At 45.6% G+C, this 22,317-nt stretch carries 21 protein-coding genes, 2 tRNA genes and 3 pseudogenes; 11 read left to right on the top strand and 15 right to left on the bottom strand.

Features of this window, described 5'->3' with window-relative positions; all coding sequences use genetic code 11:
- Window positions 1-92: 92 nt before the first annotated feature.
- Window positions 93-1,451: a heme anaerobic degradation radical SAM methyltransferase ChuW/HutW gene (gene hutW, locus ACRRSY_RS08265; RefSeq protein WP_432462924.1), complete on the top strand. Its 1,359-nt coding sequence runs from the start codon at window positions 93-95 to the stop codon at window positions 1,449-1,451.
- A 49-nt stretch (window positions 1,452-1,500) separates the two neighbouring features.
- Here hutW and ACRRSY_RS08260 read toward each other — a convergent pair.
- The 5 genes from ACRRSY_RS08260 to ACRRSY_RS08240 all read right to left on the bottom strand — a co-directional run bounded on the left by ACRRSY_RS08260 (window position 1,501) and on the right by ACRRSY_RS08240 (window position 6,272).
- A tRNA-Ser gene (locus ACRRSY_RS08260) sits at window positions 1,501-1,591 on the bottom strand.
- A gap of 59 nt (window positions 1,592-1,650) precedes the next feature.
- Window positions 1,651-1,741 (bottom strand) — tRNA-Ser (locus ACRRSY_RS08255).
- A 203-nt stretch (window positions 1,742-1,944) separates the two neighbouring features.
- Window positions 1,945-4,029 (bottom strand): TRAP transporter permease, encoded by a 2,085-nt coding sequence (locus ACRRSY_RS08250; protein ID WP_432453680.1) that lies wholly within the window; start codon window positions 4,027-4,029, stop codon window positions 1,945-1,947.
- A 232-nt stretch (window positions 4,030-4,261) separates the two neighbouring features.
- Window positions 4,262-5,266 carry a TAXI family TRAP transporter solute-binding subunit gene (locus ACRRSY_RS08245; RefSeq protein ID WP_432453681.1) on the bottom strand — a complete coding sequence of 335 codons (1,005 nt, stop codon included), beginning with the start codon at window positions 5,264-5,266 and terminating at the stop codon, window positions 4,262-4,264.
- A 286-nt stretch (window positions 5,267-5,552) separates the two neighbouring features.
- A complete protein-coding gene (locus tag ACRRSY_RS08240; protein ID WP_432453682.1) occupies window positions 5,553-6,272 on the bottom strand; it encodes a substrate-binding periplasmic protein in 720 nt (239 codons plus the stop codon).
- Window positions 6,273-6,462: 190 nt separating this feature from the next.
- On the opposite strand from ACRRSY_RS08240, the gene ACRRSY_RS08235 reads away from it, so the two are divergent.
- The gene (locus tag ACRRSY_RS08235) at window positions 6,463-7,113 is read left to right on the top strand and encodes a L,D-transpeptidase family protein (protein WP_432462923.1); all 651 of its coding nucleotides are present in this window, start codon (window positions 6,463-6,465) and stop codon (window positions 7,111-7,113) included.
- Window positions 7,114-7,312: 199 nt separating this feature from the next.
- Here ACRRSY_RS08235 and ubiT read toward each other — a convergent pair whose 3' ends face one another.
- Window positions 7,313-7,801, bottom strand: coding sequence for a ubiquinone anaerobic biosynthesis accessory factor UbiT (gene ubiT / locus ACRRSY_RS08230; RefSeq protein WP_432453684.1), 489 nt, complete (start codon window positions 7,799-7,801; stop codon window positions 7,313-7,315).
- A 142-nt stretch (window positions 7,802-7,943) separates the two neighbouring features.
- Between ubiT and ubiU the strand changes: the two genes are divergently transcribed.
- Window positions 7,944-8,942: a ubiquinone anaerobic biosynthesis protein UbiU gene (gene ubiU / locus ACRRSY_RS08225; protein ID WP_432459075.1), complete on the top strand. Its 999-nt coding sequence runs from the start codon at window positions 7,944-7,946 to the stop codon at window positions 8,940-8,942.
- Window positions 8,943-8,956: 14 nt separating this feature from the next.
- The gene (locus tag ACRRSY_RS08220; protein ID WP_432453686.1) at window positions 8,957-9,832 is read left to right on the top strand and encodes a U32 family peptidase; all 876 of its coding nucleotides are present in this window, start codon (window positions 8,957-8,959) and stop codon (window positions 9,830-9,832) included.
- 21 nt (window positions 9,833-9,853) lie between these two features.
- Here ACRRSY_RS08220 and nlpI read toward each other — a convergent pair whose 3' ends face one another.
- From nlpI to hemA, 6 genes are all read right to left on the bottom strand, one after another.
- A complete protein-coding gene (gene nlpI, locus ACRRSY_RS08215; protein ID WP_432453687.1) occupies window positions 9,854-10,726 on the bottom strand; it encodes a lipoprotein NlpI in 873 nt (290 codons plus the stop codon).
- A gap of 124 nt (window positions 10,727-10,850) precedes the next feature.
- Window positions 10,851-11,708, bottom strand: coding sequence for a 3-deoxy-8-phosphooctulonate synthase (gene kdsA, locus ACRRSY_RS08210; protein WP_432453688.1), 858 nt, complete (start codon window positions 11,706-11,708; stop codon window positions 10,851-10,853).
- 10 nt (window positions 11,709-11,718) lie between these two features.
- A complete protein-coding gene (locus ACRRSY_RS08205) occupies window positions 11,719-12,483 on the bottom strand; it encodes a SirB1 family protein (RefSeq protein WP_432453689.1) in 765 nt (254 codons plus the stop codon).
- 62 nt (window positions 12,484-12,545) lie between these two features.
- The gene (gene prmC / locus ACRRSY_RS08200) at window positions 12,546-13,397 is read right to left on the bottom strand and encodes a peptide chain release factor N(5)-glutamine methyltransferase (RefSeq protein WP_432462922.1); all 852 of its coding nucleotides are present in this window, start codon (window positions 13,395-13,397) and stop codon (window positions 12,546-12,548) included.
- Window positions 13,387-14,478 (bottom strand): peptide chain release factor 1, encoded by a 1,092-nt coding sequence (prfA, locus tag ACRRSY_RS08195; protein ID WP_432453691.1) that lies wholly within the window; start codon window positions 14,476-14,478, stop codon window positions 13,387-13,389. The genes prmC and prfA overlap by 11 nt, the downstream gene beginning before the upstream one ends.
- Before the next feature lie 67 nt (window positions 14,479-14,545).
- Window positions 14,546-15,796, bottom strand: a complete 1,251-nt coding sequence (gene hemA / locus ACRRSY_RS08190; RefSeq protein ID WP_432453692.1) for a glutamyl-tRNA reductase — start codon at window positions 15,794-15,796, stop codon at window positions 14,546-14,548.
- A gap of 162 nt (window positions 15,797-15,958) precedes the next feature.
- Between hemA and lolB the strand changes: the two genes are divergently transcribed.
- The 4 genes from lolB to ACRRSY_RS08170 all read left to right on the top strand — a co-directional run bounded on the left by lolB (window position 15,959) and on the right by ACRRSY_RS08170 (window position 19,137).
- The gene (lolB, locus tag ACRRSY_RS08185) at window positions 15,959-16,579 is read left to right on the top strand and encodes a lipoprotein insertase outer membrane protein LolB (protein WP_432462921.1); all 621 of its coding nucleotides are present in this window, start codon (window positions 15,959-15,961) and stop codon (window positions 16,577-16,579) included.
- Window positions 16,572-17,450: a 4-(cytidine 5'-diphospho)-2-C-methyl-D-erythritol kinase gene (gene ispE, locus ACRRSY_RS08180; protein ID WP_432453694.1), complete on the top strand. Its 879-nt coding sequence runs from the start codon at window positions 16,572-16,574 to the stop codon at window positions 17,448-17,450. The genes lolB and ispE overlap by 8 nt, the downstream gene beginning before the upstream one ends.
- Window positions 17,451-17,517: 67 nt before the next feature.
- On the top strand, window positions 17,518-18,459 hold the full coding sequence (locus ACRRSY_RS08175; RefSeq protein WP_432453695.1) for a ribose-phosphate pyrophosphokinase: 942 nt from the start codon (window positions 17,518-17,520) through the stop codon (window positions 18,457-18,459).
- A gap of 396 nt (window positions 18,460-18,855) precedes the next feature.
- Window positions 18,856-19,137, top strand: a complete 282-nt coding sequence (locus tag ACRRSY_RS08170; protein WP_432462920.1) for a hypothetical protein — start codon at window positions 18,856-18,858, stop codon at window positions 19,135-19,137.
- Here the strand turns inward: ACRRSY_RS08170 and ACRRSY_RS08165 are convergent.
- Window positions 19,128-19,295: pseudogene (locus ACRRSY_RS08165) on the bottom strand (IS4 family transposase); the annotation flags it as partial. The gene ACRRSY_RS08170 and the pseudogene ACRRSY_RS08165 overlap by 10 nt on opposite strands.
- Before the next feature lie 73 nt (window positions 19,296-19,368).
- Here ACRRSY_RS08165 and ACRRSY_RS08160 point away from each other — a divergent pair.
- Window positions 19,369-20,453 (top strand): IS3 family transposase gene (locus ACRRSY_RS08160; protein ID WP_432462919.1). Its coding sequence is split into 2 segments (ribosomal slippage): window positions 19,369-19,618 and window positions 19,618-20,453, totalling 1,086 coding nucleotides; the frame shifts between segments, so codons are not numbered across the junction.
- Between the two features lie 38 nt (window positions 20,454-20,491).
- On the opposite strand, the pseudogene ACRRSY_RS08155 reads toward ACRRSY_RS08160, so the two are convergent.
- Window positions 20,492-20,758 (bottom strand): annotated as a pseudogene (locus ACRRSY_RS08155) (IS4 family transposase); the annotation flags it as partial.
- 65 nt (window positions 20,759-20,823) lie between these two features.
- On the opposite strand from ACRRSY_RS08155, the gene ACRRSY_RS08150 reads away from it, so the two are divergent.
- Entirely contained in the window at window positions 20,824-21,156 is a 333-nt protein-coding gene (locus ACRRSY_RS08150; protein ID WP_432462918.1) for a hypothetical protein, read from the top strand.
- 83 nt (window positions 21,157-21,239) lie between these two features.
- Here the strand turns inward: ACRRSY_RS08150 and ACRRSY_RS08145 are convergent.
- Window positions 21,240-21,794 (bottom strand): annotated as a pseudogene (locus ACRRSY_RS08145) (IS4 family transposase); the annotation flags it as partial.
- Window positions 21,795-21,963: 169 nt separating this feature from the next.
- Between ACRRSY_RS08145 and ACRRSY_RS08140 the strand changes: the two are divergent.
- Window positions 21,964-22,302: a GFA family protein gene (locus tag ACRRSY_RS08140; protein WP_432453697.1), complete on the top strand. Its 339-nt coding sequence runs from the start codon at window positions 21,964-21,966 to the stop codon at window positions 22,300-22,302.
- Window positions 22,303-22,317: the final 15 nt, after the last annotated feature.

Genomic DNA, 22,317 nt, shown 5'->3' with positions numbered 1-22,317 from the left:
GTTCAACATTTAGCAGCGTAGACTTGGTCTAGATCAATGAAATGCAAATGATAATAATTTACATTTTCAATAAATACTTTGTGAAGCCAATCATGACTCAAGTAAATTCTCTGTCTTTGTCGTCCTTACCCGAAGCACTCACCGGCCAGGCAAGCCCTTCGCCTTTACAGTTTGCCTTTGCTAAAAAAACCACCGCCCATGCACAGCAAAATACCGGCGCACAGCTGTCAGGAGATACCGCATTCAACAAGCTCTTTGCACAACTCTCAGCTTCGCCAACCTCACAGCAAAAGCGTGCGATTTATATTCATATCCCCTTTTGTCGCGTGCGCTGTAGTTTCTGCAGCTTTTTTCAATATGCCAGTAGCCCGCAAATGATGGACCAATATTTCGCAATTTTAGAACAAGAGCTCAAGGCCAAAGCAGCTTATCCCTGGAGCAAGGCGCAGCCCTTCGACGCAGTCTACGTGGGCGGCGGCACCCCCACCGATTTAAACTCAGCCCAACTGAAGCAACTTGGTCAGCTGATCCAACATTACTTTCCTTTAAGTAGTGACTGCGAAATCACCTTAGAGGGTCGACTCAATCGATTTGACGATGACAAGTTTTCCGCCGCGCTCGCGGGCGGATTTAATCGCTTCTCTTTTGGAGTGCAAAGCTTTAACAGCCAGGTTCGTCGCAGCGCCAAACGGCTCGACCAACGTGAGACCATTCTCCAACGGCTGCAACAATTAAGCGCTTCACAACAAGCGACTATTGCCATCGACTTACTCTATGGTCTGCCCCATCAGACGACTGAAAACTGGCAGCAGGATCTACAAGATGTGCTGAGCAGCGGTGTCCATGGTGTCGATCTCTATCAACTGCTCACATTTGGCGGTACCGCATTACAACGAAATTCGGAGAAGGAGGGAGTTGCCCAACCTTTAAGCACCAGCGAAAAAGCACTGATGTACCGCCAAGGGCATCAGTTTTTCACCAAGCAGGGTTTAAAGCAGCTGAGTTATTGTCATTGGGCAAGCGATCCCCGAGAGCAAAGCCATTACAATAGCCTGGTCAAGCAGGGGGTCGATATTTTGCCCATTGGCGCCGGGGCTGGCGGAAAAATCAATGGCTTTAGCATGATGCAGTTTCGCGATATCGATACCTGGAAAAATGCAGTGCAAGAAAACAGCTGGGCTTTTCAAACCTTAACCCCACCGAGCCAAGATGCCACGCTACAAGCTGCCATTGTCAGCGGCTGTGACCAAGGAGAACTAAGCGCGGCTAAACTTCCTCAAGGAGCGCAGGTGTTTCGCCATTGTCAAACGCTGTTTGATGCTTGGCAAAAAAACGGCCTGGTCACACAGCACGGCCAACAGCTTACCTTAAGTTTAGCGGGACAGTTTTGGTCGGTAAATCTAGCAAATGCCCTGAAAAACTACCTGCGTCTTTATCCGCTCGCACAATAAGTGCCGAGCAGAAACGAAAAAAGCCATGCTTTAGCATGGCTTTTAAAAATGGCGGAGGAGGAGAGATTTGAACTCTCGAAGGGCTATTAACCCTTGCCGGTTTTCAAGACCGGTGCATTCGACCACTCTGCCACCCCTCCGCAGGGGTGTTGCTGCAATTAAAGTGTCATGTTCTGATTGATGACATGCCAAGTTAATATGGCGGAGGAGGAGAGATTTGAACTCTCGAAGGGCTATTAACCCTTGCCGGTTTTCAAGACCGGTGCATTCGACCACTCTGCCACCCCTCCGCAGCGGTGTGAATATTACGTTTATGATTTTAAAATGTAAAGGCTATTTCAGTTCAACCGCTCGCAATTCAGCCAATTGAGTCAAACTTTTTATGGATTGACGAATTCTTGTTCTACCCGGCATTCCCTAAGATGTTTGAACTAAGTTGTTTGAAGTATCCGCCAGGCACTTAAGCACTATCACTGAGCTTGCTGGCGGTTTTTCACGACTCCACCGAAGACAGTTTCAGTTTGGCGCTTTTGCCAAGGTAAAGCACAAATATAATTAGGCAGAACAAGCTAAACAACTGCCAAACAAAACCCAAAGGATACAATAAAGCCGTAGCCAACGCGGCCATCAGCACTCGCTCCCAAATCTGTAGCTGTCGTTTATGCCAGCCCTGCATCACTAAAGTAAAGGCGTATAAGCCGGGCAAAGCAAAAGCAAACACGAGTATCGGCTCCCACCCCGCCCCCTGCACTAAAGGCGTATAGGCAAATAACAAGGGAATGATGTATAGACCCTTGGCGATTTTCCAGGAAGTAAAACCGGTCGCCATTGGTGGAGACTTGGCGATAGCGGCGGCAGTGAAAGTACATAAACAAACTGGCGGGGTTACGTTACTGTCTTGCGACAACCAGAAAATGATTAAATGAGCAGACAGCAACAACATCGCTATTTTGCCATCATCAAGCAACATCGGTTGCAGCAAGGCCATCATCTCATCAGGGATTTGACTGACTAAAGTTTGCGCCTCCACTAAGCTCAAACTGCTTTGCTCTGCCCCCACCCCCAGCAGCATTAATACCGCATGCAGCTCACTGCTGATCTCTGTGGTGCTCAACACTCTCACCAACTCGGCGTTCGCCATTAATTGTAACAAGGCGGGTGCCGACAAGGTCGCCAGTACAATATATGAGGCAGTGACCGGTAAACCCATCCCCAAAACCAAAGAAGCGATAGCCACCAACAATAAGGCCAATAATAAGCTTCCGCCTGACCACTCGGTAATCATTAACGAAAAGGTATTACCAATCCCGGCGGTGGCGATCACATTCACAATCAGGCCTACGGAACAGAGCAATACCGCAGTTACCACCATATTTCGCGCCCCTAGTGCAAATGCATCGGCGATGGCTCGAAAACCCATCTTATTCGGGGTAAACCAGGAACTGATAACCACCGTGATAATTGCGATCACCGCCGCATAAGTCGGGGTATACCCCATCACCAGTAAGCTAATCAATAAACTCACGGGCACAATAAAGGATAAACCTTCTCGCAACACCATCGGCAGTAAGGGCGCGCCTTTTTCCATGGTACGCGTTAAACCCATTTTGTAAGATTCCGTTCGCACGTAAAATACCAGTGAGGCAAAATACAATATCGCAGGAAAAATACTCACGATGACGATGGTGCTGTAGGGGATCTGAGTATAACTAGCCATCACAAAGGCACCAGCCCCCATAATCGGGGGGACAATTTGCCCTCCAGTCGACGCCGAAGCCTCAACGGCGGCAGCAAAACGTGCACTAAATCCAGCATTTTTCATCAGAGGAATCGTCACCACCCCAGTTGAAGCCGTATTGGCCACTGCGCTACCAGAAATAGTCCCGGTTAAACCTGAGGCGATAATCGCCACAATCCCTGGTCCGCCAACCAGTTTACTGGCGATGCTTTTTGACAAGTGGATCACAAAATCCCCTGCGCCCGAGCGTAATAAAAAGGCACCAAACAGGATAAACATAAACACAAAGCTCGCCGAAATTCGGGCGATGTTGCCAAAGATGGCATCGTCACCATAAATACTTCGAAACAACAGCGTCTCTAGACTTAAACCTTTGAATTGAAACACGCCCGGCACATAATTGCCCCACCAGGCCAAATAGGAAATAGAGCTCACAATGAGCAATGGGATCACCCAACCTGTCGCCCGACGCGTCATATCAATCGCGCCGAGGATCACCACTATGCCGCAGATCCAATCGAGAGTGACTAAACGAACGCCCCGTTGGTAAATCAAGTCTTCGGCAAACAGCAAATAAATCGCTGACAGCGTGATAGAAAATACCCATATACGATCCAACCAACTGGCCAAGTGATGCTTTGTCAGCGGCTTCAGCAAGCCACATAACAAGACAAAACCTGCAAAGTGGATAATATTTTGTTGCAGAACTGCAATATCGGCGAAAATATTGAAATAGACATGCACTAGACTAATCACGATCCCCAGCACATACACCAATGACAAGGAACGGGTTTCGTTGACTTCTTGACGGATACTATCGGGGACTGCATTCCATTGCATAGCAGAAGCTCCTTGAGTAACAATAATGCGCGGTGCATAAATAAAAGTGCATGCGAAGTGCACGTATGATGAGAATTGCTTCCATCAGCAAAAGATGACCACGGGATCAATGCTCACGAGAGGCCTTCGCACTGAATATTTGAAGCCCTTTCTATCGGTGATTCGGCTTGGTCTTATGATATGGAGAGGCTTAACAAGCAAACTCACTGACTTGTTAAGCCAAAACAAGCGCTTATTTCGCCACCAAGTTATCGGGAATTTGAATCCCCTGTTCGCGATAGTAACGTGCCGCACCGGGATGAAGTGGAGCAGGCAAACCTGCCAGCGCTTTTTCTAACGACATGGCGAGGGTTGCTTTATGGATCGCCTGTAAAAAAGCCAAGTTTTCGTAAATCGTTTTGGTCAACAAATAAACAAATTCTTCATCCACGTCAGCATGTACCGCTAAAAAATTCGGTTGCGCAATGGTATTCCAGTCCTTTGCCTGATTCGGGTAGGTGCCTGCGGGTATCACATACCGAGTCCATAAACCCAGGCCCCCATTTGCCTGCTGCATTTGCTCATCGCTAATATCCAGCGGTACAACATCTTTCGCCGCTGCGGCAAATAACTTAGTGATAGCCCCGGTAGGAGCCCCTGCCGGCGTGTTAATGCCGACTACTTGGCCATTTTGTAGCGCTTCCGCAGAGGGGCCATAACCTGCAGAAAAAAGTTTCATTTGGCTATCAATATCAACCCCAAGATGCCCCAGTAGAAAACGGTTCGAGCCAATAGTTCCGGAGTTTTTCTTACCCAAGGCGAGTGTCTTTCCAGTTAATGCTAGTAGGTCGCTAATATCCCCTGTTTTCGCGTATTGCTTTTGAATAACAAATTGCTCAACATTCTGCCATAACATAGTAATAGAGCGCAGATGAGTTTGCTTTCCTTGTTGTTCAAGAGGACCACTCCCATTAACCGCATAGGAACCATAGAGCCCCTGTAAAATGGCAAACTGAGCTTCTTTATCACGCAATAACTTAATGTTCTCCGCTGAACCAGCAGAATTAATCGCAGAAACACTCACTTTATGGGTCGGTTGGATCTTCACCTTAGTGAGGGTTGCCAATGCGACCCCCACCGGATAATAGGTTCCTCCGGTACTCGCAGTTGCCAACAAGTAGTTTTTAGCGGTGTCCGCCTGCGCTGTTACACCGAGCATTGTTGTCAGTAGTAATAAACTTTTTAGCCAATAAGCCATGATTTACTCTCCTTAGTAAAGGTTCTACGACCACGCGAACCCTTGATCCTGAATATCTAAACGATGAAAACTCAGCCCTAGCCTACAACTTGCTGATTTAAGCGTGCGTCATCAACGACTCAAAGCTCTCGACGCCTTAATCACGCCAATTATCAGCAGCTCTCGATGAATTTCTATGGCACCCGCCATCTTCAAGCGAGCGAATAATCATGCTAATGAACAAGTTGCAAATTAACAAGTTATTAACACGAGCCTACGACTAAAGTCGGAACCAACCATAAGGCAACTACTTAAAATACTTTTGGTAGAGCTTTTGATAACTCGCAGAGCTGACGACTAACTGCAAGGCTCGTTGAAAGCGTCGTAATTCGGGCTCACTCACCGATGGATGAAAAGCATAACAGTATTCATTATCGAACAAACTATAGACTTGTTTGAAGCTTAGTTCATGTGGGTCGATGTGCTCCGAGACCAGGGCCAACAAATCAACTCGGCGTAGCGCTAATAATTTAAATGCTTGCTCAATAGTCTTAATCGCCACGATATTATGCTGTAGGCCAGCATCATTTAAATAAGCATGGATCGACTGACCGCTGAGTAATGCAACTTTATAATTCGCTAAATCCGCCAACGCCGTGATCTCAATTTTGCTGTCATTCAGTGCATATAAATTGGCCTGACCGATGTTAATTGGACAAGCCCATTTAAATTTTGACTCTCGCTGGGCAGTTTTAATAGTTGAAAATAACACCGTATAAGGCAGCTGCTGCAGTTTTGCGTATGCCCGTTTCCAAGGTAAAAACTGGATCTCTGGGAGCGGGCTACCCAATTGCTGAAATACCAAACTTAACAGTTCCACAGCAAAACCTTGCGGCTGTTGCTGTTCAACATAGTTGTAAGGGAAAAAGTCTTCACTCATGTAACTCAGCTCTTCCAATGTATGAGCTTGTAGCTGAATACTCGTGAATAGAGAACAAGCAATGAGTAACTTAATCCTGTATTTCATCCCAATCCCCAAATTTCTCATTTTCACGACTTGCCTAGTCAGCAAATTCAACCAGCAGCCAACATGGCAACGCTAGTCAGAAGACAAAACAACAAGTACACTGCAGCCTCAGCAATCTACCGAGCATTCACCTTTGAGTTTCATTCGACTATGCTTTTATGCCCTCCTTGGTGGCTATTGTTTTTCTATAATGGCTGCTACATGGCCAAACTCGACTCAGCACTTAGCAGGAAAACGCTCCATTAGTCAGGCTATAAAGGCCTACCATAACGATAGTCTAAAGCGTTTATTACCGCTATTTGTTGCCGCTAAAGTCGATTACCCGCCGCAAAAAATCACCTTATTGGCGAGCAAACGTTCACGACGCTTAGAGCTATGGGCCGACAGTGGGGAGGGTTATCACTTTATTCATACTTATTGGATCCGACATGCGAGTGGCACGGCAGGGCCAAAGCTTCGAGAAGGGGACTTGCAAGTCCCCGAGGGGATCTATCAGATTGAGGCTCTAAACCCGAATAGTCAATTTCATCTTTCGATGAAACTAAACTACCCTAATAGTTTCGATCTTGCCAAAGCAAAGTTGGAACAACGCAAGCAGCCCGGTTCAAACATTTTTATTCATGGCAAAGCGTCATCAATCGGCTGTTTAGCCATCGGCGATCAAAATATCGAAGATTTATTTATCTTGGTGGAACGTATTGGCCCCGGCAATAGTTCAGTGGTTATCGCCCCGCACGATCCAAGGCTATTGCCGCTGTTTCCAGTACCAGATCACTTACCCCCATGGACCACAGAACTTTATCAACAAATCCAACAACAATTTGAGAGATTTAAGCGATAGAAACCTGGCAGCGAATGATTTTTTATGTTCAGTTTTATTGAGATAAATGAATTTGAATCACCGCCAGCAGAAGCATACCAAGAGCAAACAGACCCGAATTGCCGTGTTTCCTAAGGAGAAATAAGCACAAGGATTCTGCTAGCTACTTTATAGTGACCATTTAAAAAGCACCAAATGGCTGGTTAAATCGCAAACCCTGTTACGCGCTATGATATTGCAGCACCATGCCGGCACTTTTTTTCAAGCCTTCGCTAAGCCATGCGGGCAGGCTGTCAAAGTCTAAGTTGTCCAGTAAATTTTTAAGTTCTAAACCGAGCTCGGTATCACCTTCTATTTTTAAGCGGCGTTGAAAAAATAATGTATCTGGATCTTCTTGGCGTCCCATGAGCAATACAAATTCATTAAGCTGACCAGAAAAACTGACATCAATTTGAGGCGCATTCGCTTGAACCCGCAATTTTCCCTGTTGAAAAGTGACAAACCAGCTAGCATTTAGATCGGTCACTTCAAGCTTCAACCAACGTTGTAGCAAAAAATCAAGATCGCCTTCTTCAATTGCTTCCGCAAAAGCAAGGGCTAGCGCTTTCTCTAAAACCAAGCCTTGCACAGCAAAAGGACAGAACTTCACAGGAATGCTCAATATTTTGGGCATGTCTTTCACTAAAGATTGTTTCAAGCTATCCAGCACTTCATTTCCTCATATATAAACAATAGATCGAGCAGATAAGTGATTCAGTTTACTCAACTTTGCCAACATCAAACCTGCTCTGAGTCAATATCCTGAATAACTAAGACCAGTAAAATAACAAAAAATCTCTTGAGAGGGACCTATGGAATTACTTTGCCCTGCAGGCTCTTTACCTGCAGTTAAAGCGGCGGTGGATCACGGCGCCGACGCTATCTATATTGGCTTTAAAGACGCCACGAATGCTCGCCATTTTGCTGGTTTAAACTTTGAAGGAAAGAAGCTTGATAAAGCGGTCGACTACTTAAAGCAACATCGGCGTAAATTACATATTGCGATTAATACTTTTGCACACCCACAACAGCAACATCTTTGGTTCTCAGCCATTGACCGCGCCGTTGATATCGGCGCTGACGCCGTCATTCTAGCCGACATTTGTTTGCTCGAATATGCGAAGCAACAGCACCCAGACCTAGAAGTTCACCTCTCGGTGCAGGCCTCGGCAACCAATGCTTCGGCCATCGCTTTTTATCAACGTAACTTTGCGGTAAAACGTGTTGTGCTACCACGAGTATTATCCATCCATCAGGTCAAACAACTCTCGAGAGCTTGCCCAGATATGGAGCTGGAAGTATTTGCTTTTGGTAGCCTTTGTGTCATGGCAGAAGGTCGCTGTTATTTGTCCTCCTATTTAACCGGAGAATCGCCCAATACCGTTGGAGCCTGTTCACCCGCTTCTTATGTCCGTTGGCAAGAAACCGAACAGGGCTTAGAGTCTAGGCTAAACAACATTCTGATTGACCGCTATGCTCCGAATGAAACCGCCGGCTACCCCACCTTATGTAAGGGGCGTTTTGATGTAGACGGACAGCGTTATCATGCCTTAGAGGAACCCACCAGCCTCAATACCATTGAACTGATCCCAGAGTTATTCGCCGCCAATATAGCCGCTGTAAAAATAGAGGGGCGCCAACGTAGTCCCGCCTATGTCGCTCAAGTGACCCAAGTGTGGCGAGAAGCAATCGATAGCTTTAAAGCAAACCCAGAGAGTTTTTCCGCGAAAAGCCACTGGATGAGTCAATTAGCTAATTTATCTGAAGGCAGCCAAACCACGTTGGGTGCTTACCAAAAAGCTTGGCAATAAAGGATAGGTACCATATGAAATATGCACTAGGACCAATTCTATATTATTGGCCCAACCAACAAATTGAAGAGTTCTATCATCTAGCCAAGGCCAGCAGCGCCGACATTGTCTATCTCGGCGAAACCGTATGTAGCAAACGACGCAATATGAAGGTACAAGACTGGCTAGACTTAGCGAAACAACTCAGCTTCGCTGGCAAACAAGTTGTAATATCGACCATGGCTTTGTTAGAAGCACCTTCAGAGATTAAACAACTTCAAAAATTAGTCAGTAATGGCGATTTTTTAATCGAAGCAAATGACTTTAGTGCCATCGAAGAAGCACATAGAGCCAGTTTGCCTTTCGTCTGCGGTCCTGCGGTTAATATTTACAATGGCTATGCGCTGAAAGTATTGCTTGACCAAGGAATGCAACGCTGGGTAATGCCCGTTGAACTTTCCCGAGATTGGCTACAAAAACTTAGTAATGAATGTATTGAAATGGGGATCCGTGAACGCTTTGAGATAGAGGTCTTTGCTTACGGGCATTTACCACTGGCTTATTCAGCCCGTTGTTTTACCGCTCAGGCTGAGGGGAAAAGCAAAGACAACTGCGAAACCTGCTGCATTAATTACCCAAATGGACGCCGCGTCGATAGCCAAGAAGGCCAGCCACTATTTGTATTAAATGGTATTCAAACCATGTCGGGAGATTGTTACGACTTAATTAATGACCAACAAAGTATGCAGGGTTTGGTCGATATCGTGAGAATTAGTCCACTAGGTGAAGATAGTATCGAACACCTAGAAGCCTTTCGCCGCCGCAGCCAAACTACCGAACGATTTCCTACGCCGGATAGTGTCAATGGCTACTGGCATCAAATTGCTGGGATCCGCCACCAGCAAGACTAAAACAAGCTCAATGAGAGCCGGTTAGGGTTGGCTCTCATAGCGGTGCAACTCAAATAAAGCTAAACGATGTTCGACAAAATCATAAACGTTATTCGCTAAAGAGAGTTTGAAATAACTGCTGGCCAAGGTCTGATTCCCCGCCCGTTGTGCGAGCTTCGCCATATAGAAGTATGCTTCACAAAGCCGCTCCGCCAAAGCGCGATTATCCGTTTCGCCAGCCATCGTACTGGCCAAAAACTGCTGTTGATCGATTTGGCCAGCGTAGAGGCGAACAATCTGCCAACCCCAGTCCTGTTCGCTAGAGTATTCAGCTAAAGCCGCTTGTAGCGTTGTTAATGCGTCTGTTTCACCCGCTTCTAATTGAATGAGATAACGCCATAATACGCGGTAAGGATCATTGGGAGCCTGAGCAGCATAGCGTTTAACATCAACCACTGCCAACTTTGGCTTATTTGCGTAATTCAGTGCTAAACCGCGATAAAAGTAAGCGAATGCATAATCTGGCTCAAGCTCCAAGGCCGAATCAAAGCTTTCAAAAGCACTGTCAAATTCTTCGGCTAAGGTAAAGTAAACCCCCAGAAAGTTATACGCTTCGACAAAGTCGGGCTTTAACTGAATGGCTCGATTAAAGTCGAAGCGGGCTAAGGCTCGTAGCCCAACACGATCAAATACAATGCCTCGTTCGTAATATAGCTGCGCCATCTGTTGTTGATCATATTCACCAGAACTAAGCATTTGTCCCAAGCGAGCCAGCGCAACTTCTGATTGATAATTCACCTGTAATGGCGTTGCAAGAACAACTGTATTCGGCGTCTGGCTTGAAGTGCTAGCACAAGCGCTTAGGTAACCCAAAGTCACGACCAAACAAGCGGTGCGCAAGGCTTTTTTTAACATATCACTTCCATTTTATCTGTTTAGCAAAGTCGCTAGACCTAGCGAATACGTCTAGCTTATTCAGTTTACCCTAACAAGAGAAAAAGCTCAGGGAAACTTAAAGTTACCATTAACGACAAATTTCTTATTTTGAGAGGGTATCTAAATTGTCGAAAGACTTCACCAAATCATCCAGCGCTTTAATTTGCTTAAGGAGAGGTTCTAGTTTCGATAAAGGCAAGGCACTTGGCCCATCACATAAAGCATCATCAGGATCAGGATGAGCCTCCAGAAACAGCCCCGCTAAACCCGTCGCCATGCCTGCCTTAGCCAAGTCTCCAACCTGTTCTCGACGCCCACCCGAAGCCGAACCTAAAGGATCACGACACTGTAAGGCATGAGTCACATCCAAAATAACGGGTGCGCCTCGACTCACTTGCTTCATGATGCCAAACCCCAGCGTATCGACGACTAAATTGTCATAACCAAAGTTACTGCCCCGCTCACACAATATCACCTGATTGTTGCCACATTCGGCAAATTTATCGACAATATTTCCCATCTGTGATGGGCTCAAAAACTGCGGTTTTTTAACGTTAATCACCGCCCCCGTGCGAGCCATCGCTTCCACTAAATCTGTTTGACGGGCCAAGAATGCCGGTAATTGAATCACGTCAGCGACCGCCGCCACAGGAGCCGCTTGCGCCACTTCGTGAACATCGGTGATCACTGGAATAGCAAACTGCTGTTTGATCTCTTCGAGTAAACGTAAACCTTGCTCCATTCCAGGACCACGATAAGAATGAATAGAAGAGCGGTTCGCTTTATCAAACGAAGCTTTAAATACATAGGGGATACCAAGCTTGTCGGTGACTTCCACAAAATGCTCGGCGATGCGCATCGCCAATTCACGAGATTCTAGTACATTCATCCCAGCGAATAAGGTAAAGGGTGCATCGTTGGCGACTTTAATTTCGCCAATATTAATCGTTTGTTGCTGCATGCTATTCCTCTTAATGCAAAATTGCAGGCTGAGCGTCCATCGTGTTGATCTGCATCTTCAGTATCTTCGATAAGGGATCATCGGGACATTGCTCAATAAAATATTCAAAATCGTTAATTGCAACACTATTGCAATCCAATTGTTGGTAAATAAAACCGCGATCACGCATTTCGTGAGGATCACCAGGTTTTAAACGCAGCAAAACCTGAGAGGTCCGTAAGGCCATCTCAAATAGTTCTTCCCGTAAACAAGCCGCCTTCAGCTCTGCTAACCAGCGTAGCGTCATCTCTACCGAAGAGAGTGGTTGCAGGTTTTCCTTAATTAAACTGGCCAAATTGCCCTTATAACCACGGTGCATCACCGCTAACTGCGCCAAGCTTTTGGATTCTCCAGCAAAGGCATCAAAATATACCCCCTGCCCTTCAATGTTAAAGGCTAATATCGTTTGCGCAGGAAATACAATAGCCTGACATTCTAGCTCTAATTTACGAGCAAAATAATGAAATAACACGGACAAAGTCGTGCCATTTCCACTGCGCCGCTCTAGCACATCATGAATCAACAAATTGTTACTATGGTAGTAACTTTGCCAATCACCACTAAAACCTAAGTCTTGGTAGAACAATTGCTTTAATTGTTCAAAACGCGGAGCGGTGCCCTGCGCAACAGGGTTGACCTTAAGCCAATCTAACCACAGTCGATGCAAACTCTTGCGGACCTCCCCAAAAGATTGCCCAGCGATTTCTTCTTCAATACCTAAAATGCGAAAAATCACTCAATCCCTATCCTTTAGCTAATTGTTCAGTCACCCAACTGACGATGTTATAACCCGTCCAACTAAACGAGATAACAACCGCCACTGACTCTATCCATGCCACCATAGTCTTGCGCGGTAAATACTTGTACAAAACCTTCAGCAGTTAATCGTTGCTGAATGGCTTCTTTTTGATCGAAACCATGCTCTAACAGCAGCCACCCACCCGGCTTTAAATAAGCCTGAGCAGAACTAATGATATGCTGAATATCAGCCAAACCTCGAAGCTCAGCAGTAAGTGCAGAGCTTGGTTCAAAACGCACATCACCTTGCTGTAAATGTGGGTCTTGCGGGTCAATATAGGGTGGATTACTCACAATTAAATTAAAGCGTTGCCCCTCAAACGGACTAAACCAAGAACCCTGTCTTATATCAACTCGTTCTAAATCTAAACCTTGAGCATTCTCACGCGCTAGTTCAACCGCATCTAAACGCACATCACAAGCATATACTTTGGCCAAGGGCAACTCACTGGCAATTGCTAAAGCGATCGCCCCCGTGCCTGTACCAAGGTCAACTATTTCTGTATCGGCTTGGTTAGTGACTTTCTTTAGGCTTAGTTCAACTAAAACTTCAGTGTCGGGACGTGGAATGAGCGTCGCCGCTGATACTTTTAAAGGTAAGGACCAAAATTCACGTAAACCAGTAATATAAGCCACTGGCTGTCCCCCTTGGCGCTTAAATACCCAATATTGATAATCATCCCATTGAGCTTGCGTTAAGTGACGCTCAGGCCAAGTCATCAGGTATGCTGGTTCACATTGCAATACATATTGTAATAATACGCGAGCATCAATCTGCGGAGACTCACCGTTAAATAGAGTCTGCTTCGCCCAATTTAAAGCCTCCGCGATGCTTGGTGGCTTAGGCGTCATTATCTGCCAAGGCCGCGAGTTGGTCTGCCTGAAATTCTTGTAAAATAGGGTCGAGTAAGGCTAATAAATCCCCTTCCATAATATCGTTTAAGCGATATAAAGTAAGGTTAATACGATGGTCACTCACGCGACCTTGTGGATAGTTATAGGTGCGGATCCGCTCGCTCCGATCGCCACTGGCAACCAACTCACGACGCATGCTGGTTTCTTCTGCACGACGTTTATCATCTTCTGCAGCCTGTAAACGAGCCGACAATACTGACATCGCTTTGGCCCGGTTCTTATGCTGAGAACGCTCTTCCTGACATTCCACCACCACTCCACTGGGGATATGGGTAATACGAATCGCAGAGTCAGTCTTGTTCACGTGCTGCCCCCCCGCGCCAGAAGCTCGGAAGGTATCGATCCGTAAATCACCGGGATTAATTTCGATTTGTTCGGCTTCAGGGATCTCCGGCATCACTGCGACGGTACAAGCAGAGGTGTGGATCCGGCCTTGTGACTCAGTTTCAGGCACCCGTTGCACCCGGTGTCCGCCAGACTCGAATTTCATTAAACCATATACATCTTCACCGTCGATCTTTGCAATCAGCTCTTTATAACCGCCTTGCTCACTGTCGTTGCTTGATACAATCGACATCCGCCAGCCCTGATTTTCAGAAAACTTACTGTACATACGGAACAAATTGCCAGCAAAAATAGCCGCTTCATCACCACCCGCGCCAGCTCGGATCTCTAAAAATACGCTTCGTGAATCATTGGGATCCCGCGGTAACAATAATAACTGTAATTCGTCGGTTAAACGCGCCATCTCTTGCTTGGCATCGGCGATTTCTAACTCAGCCATTTCTCGCATTTCAGGATCGTCATCGTTCAACATTTCGTTGGCAGAATCAAAATTCTCTTGTGCCTGTTGGTAAGTGGTAAAACAGTTCACCACCTCTTCTAGCTGAGAGTATTCTTTGTTCAGGGCTCTAAAACGGTTCTGATCAGAAATAACTTCTAGCTCACCGAGCAATACTTGAACTTCTTGATACCGCTCTTGTAGGGTCTCAAGCTTGGATATAATGGACGCTTTCATGCTTTCTCTCTATAAATACAATACTTCGCCAACCATGATTAGCAACGAAGCATCGACAATAATCAGGTTATTTAGTTAGGCCTACGGCCTCTCGTATCACAGCCAATTCATCAAAGCGGCCATCACGTCCCGCCTTATTAATCGCCTCTGTTGGGGCGTGAATAAGCTTGTTAGTTAATTGGAAAGCTGTTTCACGGATCACTATTGCCGGATCTTTGCCATTGGCTAAAGACTCCAGTGCTTTTTCTACCGCGGCGTCGCGGACCCGCTCACTATGACTTCGATAATCACGAATGGTGGTTACCGATTCCAATGACCGTAACCAGCCCATAAATGTTTCGCTATGAGTCTCAACAATAAATTCAGCCTGTTCTGCTGCCTGAGCGCGTGATGCCATATTCTGCTCAACGATGCCTTCCAAATCATCAACACTATACAAATAGGCATCGCGTAACTCACCGACTTGCTCTTCAATATCTCGCGGGATCGCAATATCGACTAAAAACATCGGTTGATAACGACGTTTCTTCAAAGCACTCTCCACCATGCCTTTACCAATAATCGGTAAAGGACTCGCTGTAGAACTAATCACAATGTCAAAGTCAGCCAAGTGCAAAGGGATGTCATTTAAGGTTATCGCATCGGCTGAAAATCGCTCAGCTAACAATTTAGCGCGTGACACCGTTCGGTTTGCCACCATCAAATGCGTCACCCCTTTATCCACCAAGTGCTTTGCCACCAGTTCGATGGTTTCGCCCGCACCAACCAACAACACTTTAGATTCACTTAAATCATCAAAGATTTGCTTGGCTAAACTGACTGCAGCAAAGGCCACCGAGACTGCGTTCACGCCAATATCGGTATTGGTTCTAACCTCTTTCGCCACCGAAAATGCACGCTGAAAGCAGCGCTCTAATACACTGCCGACGGCACCGGCTTCACGTGATTCATTGTAGGCTTGTTTAATTTGCCCAAGAATTTGCGGTTCACCTAAAATCAGCGAATCTAAACCACTGGCAACTCGCATTAAATGAGCGACTGCCTGCTGATGCTGGTGCTGATAGAAGCAAGAGATAATTTCTTGTTCGGGCAACTGTTTATAAGAAATTAACCAATTAATGACATCGGTACTATCAACTTCTCCTAAATGACAATAGAGTTCAGTACGATTGCAGGTTGATACGATCACCATTTCAACACCAAGCTCTGCAACTGCTTTACTCAAGGCTTGGTTGACTTGCTCTGGGCTAAACGCGACAAGTTCACGCAAACCAATGGGAGCAGATTTATGATTGATTCCTAAGACTAACAAGGTCATCGCTGTGGGGCTTTGTTGCGCCGTATCCTATGGGTAAAAAGAGAAATTGTACGGGAATAAGGGGCTAAATAAAAGAAACTCCATCGCAAAGCGCCGCCAGTTAGACTATTTTTATCGAGCTTTTACAACACATCTTTGCTTTTAGGTAATTTACAGTCACCTATGCAAACTTTTATACTGCAAAAAAAGACCGGAGCTATTGTGCGCCAATTTGCCTTATTTATCGTACTCGCGGTGTCACTCAGCGCCTGTACCATCCAGCCCCCAATTACAACTAAAAATAGTGAGTGGGACCAACATCTCAGCCAACTCCAACAACTTACAACTTGGCAGCTCAGTGGCAAGATCGCCTTTATTGGCGAAACTTCGCGCCAAGCAGCAAATTTGTCTTGGCAACAGGATGGCGAGCAAAGCATTCTCAAACTCAATGGCCCTTTGGGAACCCAAGCCATCGAGTTACATTATCAGCCACACAAGGTGTGGGTAAAAACCAAAAACCAAGAGTATTTCGGTGACAATGCGCAACAACTAATCATGCAGCTAACCGGTTGGCAAGTCCCCATCGCCCAATTACCGAATTGGTTACTCGGGATCCCGACTCAAAATGATTATCAATTAAATCCGCAGCATCGTTTAGCCGCGTTCACGACAGCCGATAACTGGCAGGTGAATTACCTCAATTATGCTCAGTACGGACAGCTTGCTTTACCGCGCCAACTGGAAATTCGCTCAAAAAGCACTCTATTGAAACTCAATATTCATCAATGGCAAATACATGACTAAACAAATAAACAGCGGCCCATGGCTCTCTCCCGCTAAACTCAATTTATTTTTATATGTAAATGGGCGTCTTCCTAACGGTTACCATGAACTTCAAACCCTGTTTCAATTCATTGACTATTGCGACCAACTGTATTTTGTTGCGAATCCACACGGCAGCATCTCACTAACCAGCAAACTAGACTTCCCCGCCGATGACAATCTCGTCGTCAAAGCAGCCCGGCTACTTCAGCAACATTGTCAGATCACCCAAGGGGTCGACATCACTTTAGACAAGCATTTACCGATGGGCGGTGGCATTGGCGGTGGTTCCTCCAATGCTGCGACCACACTATTGGTATTAAATGAACTGTGGGGGTGTCAACTTGCTATTGAAGACTTAGCTCAACTCGGTTTGCAACTGGGCGCCGATGTGCCTATTTTTATTCATGGGCATAGTGCCTTTGCAGAAGGGGTTGGCGAAAAACTGCAAAACGTCGAAATTTCAGAGCCTTGGTATCTAGTGCTGCACCCTCAGGTGCATGTGGCGACAGAAAGTGTATTTGGCCATCCAGACTTACCCAGAGATACGCCCAAAAGAAGTTGGCAACAATTATCCAACGCAGATTGGCAAAATGATTGCCAAGAAATTGTGGCTAAAGTTTATCCGGAGGTTGCACAAGCTCTTCGCTGGTTGGTAGAATACGCGCCGTCGAAGATGACCGGAACGGGTAGTTGCGTTTTTGCCGCCTTCGATACGGAACATGAAGCCTTGTCAGTTTTGGCGAAATGTCCTAAGAATATTTCCGGCTTTGTGTGTAAGGCCTGTAATCAATCGCCGCTTCATCAGCAATTGAATCACAAAACAACACTCAACAACACAGTAGATACTTAAGGAACCGTCTTCTTAGGTATTAAACAACGTAACGCTCTTTTGACCCGATAAATCTGAGGTTTCCATCGTGCCAGACATGAAACTCTTCGCCGGTAACGCCACGCCCGAACTTGCCCAACGTATTGCTGATCGCCTATATACCACTCTTGGTGATATATCAGTAGGTCGATTCAGTGATGGCGAGATTAGTGTACAAATCAATGAAAATGTTCGTGGTGGAGACATCTTTGTTATCCAATCCACTTGTGCTCCAACCAACGACAACGTAATGGAGCTGATCGTGATGGTTGACGCTCTACGTCGCGCCTCTGCGGGTCGTATTACTGCGGTAATCCCCTACTTTGGTTACGCTCGTCAAGACCGTCGCCCACGCAGCGCACGGGTGCCAATTACAGCCAAAGTTGTGGCTGATTTTCTATCAAGTGTCGGCGTTGACCGAGTTCTAACCGTTGATCTTCACGCAGAACAAATTCAAGGCTTCTTCGACGTACCTGTCGACAATGCCTTTGGTAGCCCTGTGCTATTGCAAGACATGTTAGATAGAAACCTCGAGTCACCGGTTGTGGTATCACCCGATATCGGTGGCGTCGTCCGCGCCCGCGCCGTCGCGAAAATGCTTAATGACAGTGATTTAGCAATCATCGACAAACGTCGTCCGCGTGCAAATGTTGCTCAAGTCATGAACATTATTGGTGATGTCGATGGCCGTGATTGCATCATGGTTGATGATATGATCGATACTGGCGGTACGCTTTGCCAAGCAGCTGCAGCACTCAAAGCCAAAGGTGCTAAGCGGGTATTTGCCTATGCGACTCACCCAGTATTCTCGGGTAATGCCGCGAAAAACATTACCGATTCTGCACTCGATGAAGTCATTATTACTGACTCTATCCCATTAACAGATGAAATGCGTAATTTGGAAAAAGTACGTCAATTATCTTTAGCGCCAATGCTCGCAGAAGCGATTCGACGCGTCAGCAATGAAGAATCAATTTCTGCAATGTTCTGACAACAAGCATATTAAAATATGATCTTGTAGTTGGCTCCATTAAATTAAATGTTTGACTTAATGGCCCCAATACGCAAAAAGCGAACCGCATGGTTCGCTTTTTTTATTTACGAGGTTTGTCTATATCGCTTTGGGACAGAGACTTGTTATACCGTCGCTGGGCTAACAGGCTTTTGCCCCATGACGGATATACAGCTTAGTGGATTCCCATCATTCTGCAAATGCATGACCATCTTTCACGCATGGTCAAAATGGTGATTGACTGGTATGCTGTTGATAAATTTAAATATTAAAGGGTGCGTGAATTTCTGTGCTGCGTGATAGGTGGTAACTTCGCATGCGTGAAAGATGGGAATTTGCATATTAATATACTGTTAGAGTACCAAGGAAGAATCTGTGTCTCCTGAAGAAATCGAATTATACAAAGATGCCATCAAAATTGGAGTTCCAGCTATTGTCGGTTTGATGGCTGGACTGATCCCGTACTTGATTGAGCGAAAAAAAGTATCGGTTCAAAGACTAATAGAGAATGAAAAAGGTCGTCGGGAATTAATCATTAGTTTCTCTGAGGCTCTTTCAATATATATTGGCAGCTCGTCAGCATATATTTCCTATCTATTATCATCAGAGTTTAATTACGGTGAAAACAAGACTATCAAAGACTATGGACATCCATGATACACACTGGCTAGCTCGGATAGGAACTGATGATGATTACATGGTGCATTGTAATCGTTGAACTCGAAGGTGCGTTCATACAAGGTAATAGAGCGGCCTTTTATTGAGATAGATGCACGCAAGGTCATCACGCGTCATTGCTCACGCACATCAGTCCAATGGTAATCCCCCCGAAAATTAATCGCATGCAAAAGTAGAATTTTCTCGTATAGTAAATACAGGAGATTCAACATGAAAAAGTCACGTTACACGGACAGTCAGATCTTATCTATTCTCAAGCAGGCTGAGGCTGGTACACCTGTTCCTGAGCTCTGTCGTGAGCATGGAATGAGCAACGCAACCTTTTACAAGTGGCGTTCGAAATACGGTGGTATGGACGCATCCCTTATGGCGCGGATGAAAGAACTCGAAGATGAAAATCGACGGCTTAAAAAGATGTATGCGGAAGAACGCCTTAAAGCAGAGGTGATCTCAGAGGCGATGGCAAAAAAGTGGTGAAGCCCTGTGAGCGTCGATTGATGGCTCAGCGTTCGGTGGCGAACTATCACATCAGCATTAAAAGTGCATGCTATTGGTTTGGGATCAGCGAGACCTGCTATCGCTATAAATCGAAGCTTCAACCTGAGAATGAGTTGATAGCTCAAGAGTTAGTAACGCTGTGCAACAGTGAAGACTGCTCTGACTGGGGCTTTGGCCTGTGTTTTCACCATTTGCGGAACGTTAAAGGGTATACATGGAACCATAAGCGGGTTTATCGGATCTACTGCGAATTGGCTCTAAACTTACGTATTAGGCCAAAACGACGCCTGAATCGCCATACGCCAGAGCCTCTTAAAGAGCCGATTAAAACAAACCAAGTTTGGTCCGTGGACTTTATGCATGATCAGCTATCTGATGGCCGGAAGTACCGTTTATTCAATGTGATAGATGATTACAAACGTGAAGGTCTGGCGTCAGAACCTGATTTTTCAATGCCCACAGTACGAGTCACTCGGATCTTAGAGCAGCTCATCGAACAACGAACCAAACCTGTTGCGATCCGCTGCGACAATGGTCCTGAGTTCATTAGCCATGCGTTTATTAAATGGGCCAACAACCACGACATTCGAATCGATTATATTCAGCCAGGGAACCCACAACAAAACGCGTATATAGAAAGGTTCAACCGTACTATGAGGTTTGGCTTAGTGAGTAAGTATTTGTTTGACACACTTGAAGAGGTTCAAGATCGGGCGACCCAATGGTTATGGTTCTACAATCATCAACGACCACACCTTGCAAATGGAGGGTTCCCACCACTAAAAACGGCAGCATGAATTCTACGAATAAATGCGGTTAATAATGGGAGGATTACCCAATCAACTAGCACCACAGGCATGGGATTAGCCCCGCAAATCTGCCGAGCATGCCATTGGTATATCGCTAAACGTTCACGATTTAAATGATGATTACCGAGCAAGCGGTCCATACGTTTAATACAATGTTTGGGTGAGACCCTGCTGATTATATTGCACCCGAGTTCGGTCAAGGATAATGTGTCGCCATCCAAGAGTGATGTAGTGGCAACCATCAGAGAGTTAAGGCGTTTTTTGTGAATATTAGGGCACAGCCCAATAAGCATTTAGTGTAGAATTTGAATTTCGCGCATCCCGACAGCCTCCGCGCAGGGCTTGATAGAAAAGGTTTTTGGCGAAATCAATTAGCTTAAACAACGGGGGCCCCATCTCACCAACTGCGTCATTCGAACACTTAGTCGACCACTTACAACGCAGTGCTCAAATTTGCCAACAACTAACCAAAGAACAAGATCAACAAGCCTTACAGCAACAACTATTTGAGCAACTTCCCTTACCCGCTTTGCTTTTATCCGCAGCGGGTGAAGTATTGCAACTCAATCAACAAGCGCGACATGCCTTAGAAAAAACCACCGCAATAAATTTATACAATAATCGTCTGCAATTAGCCGAACACCATCTTCAGCGACAATTCAATCAAGGAAAAGACTATGGACATCCATGATAAGAAACATGGAGACAGCAACACCAATTGTTAAAGAAATTCCACTGCTATTATTTATTGTCATGCCGATTAACGTCTAAATTTACCGTTTTAGTGAGTTCCCATTGTTCACTGAGCTGATAACAAACTTCTCCCCGCAACTTACCCAACCAATACCACCCATAAGAGGCCACCTCCCTAAACCAAGTATTACGGTATCCCTATCCGTCACTATCAACGGTGTACACACTGGCTAGCTCAGATAGGAACTGATGATGATTACATGGTGCATTGTAATCGTTGAACTCGAAGGTGCGTTCATACAAAGTAATGGAGCGGCCTTTTATTAGATAGATGCACGTAAGGTCATCACGCGTCATTGCTCACGCACATCAGTCCAACCTACTAGCACCACAGGCATGAGATTAGCCCCGCAAATCTGCCGAGCATGCCATTGGTATATGGCTAAAAATTCACGATTTAGAGGGTGATTACCGAGCAAGCGGTCCATGCATTTAATGCAGTGTTTAGGTTCGGTTTGTGCTATTGCGCCCGAGTTCAATGAGAGACAATTTGTCGCAATCCAAGAGTGATGTAGGGGCAACCATCAGAGAGTTAAGGTGTTTTTTGTGAATATAAGGGCGCAGCCCAATAAGCATTTAGTGTAGAATTTCAATTTCGCACATCCCGAAAGCCTCCGCGCAGGATTTGATAGAAAAGGTTTTTGGCGAAATCAATTAGCTTAAACAACGGGGGGCGCGTCTACTTATATGAATTTCCAAGGGATTATCTAGATTGCGGTGTTAGGTGAATACAGAGAATTATCGAATGGAATTAAAGTGTCACTGTGGAAATGTTAGTTTAACATTAAGTTCGCTCCCTAAAGAAGTTGGCGAGTGTAACTGTTCTATTTGTCGTCGTTATGCTGCGGCTTGGGCGTACTTTTCTCCAGAGCAAATTCAAATCAATATGAATGAGAAAACTGCTTTTTATTGTTGGGGAGACAAAGAAGTAGAGTTTCATCGTTGCAACTCATGTGGCTGCCTGACGCATTACGTAACAACGCAGAAATGCTCCGAAAATATCTTGGCGGTCAATATGAGAATGGCTGAAAATAAAGTACTTTCAAATATTCTAGTTCGCAAGATCGATGGTGCATCATACTAACTCACCATATAAGGC

The organism is Agarivorans sp. QJM3NY_33 (assembly GCF_050870865.2).
Classification (GTDB): domain Bacteria; phylum Pseudomonadota; class Gammaproteobacteria; order Enterobacterales; family Celerinatantimonadaceae; genus Agarivorans.
This window is presented reverse-complemented; position numbering and strand designations above follow the sequence as displayed.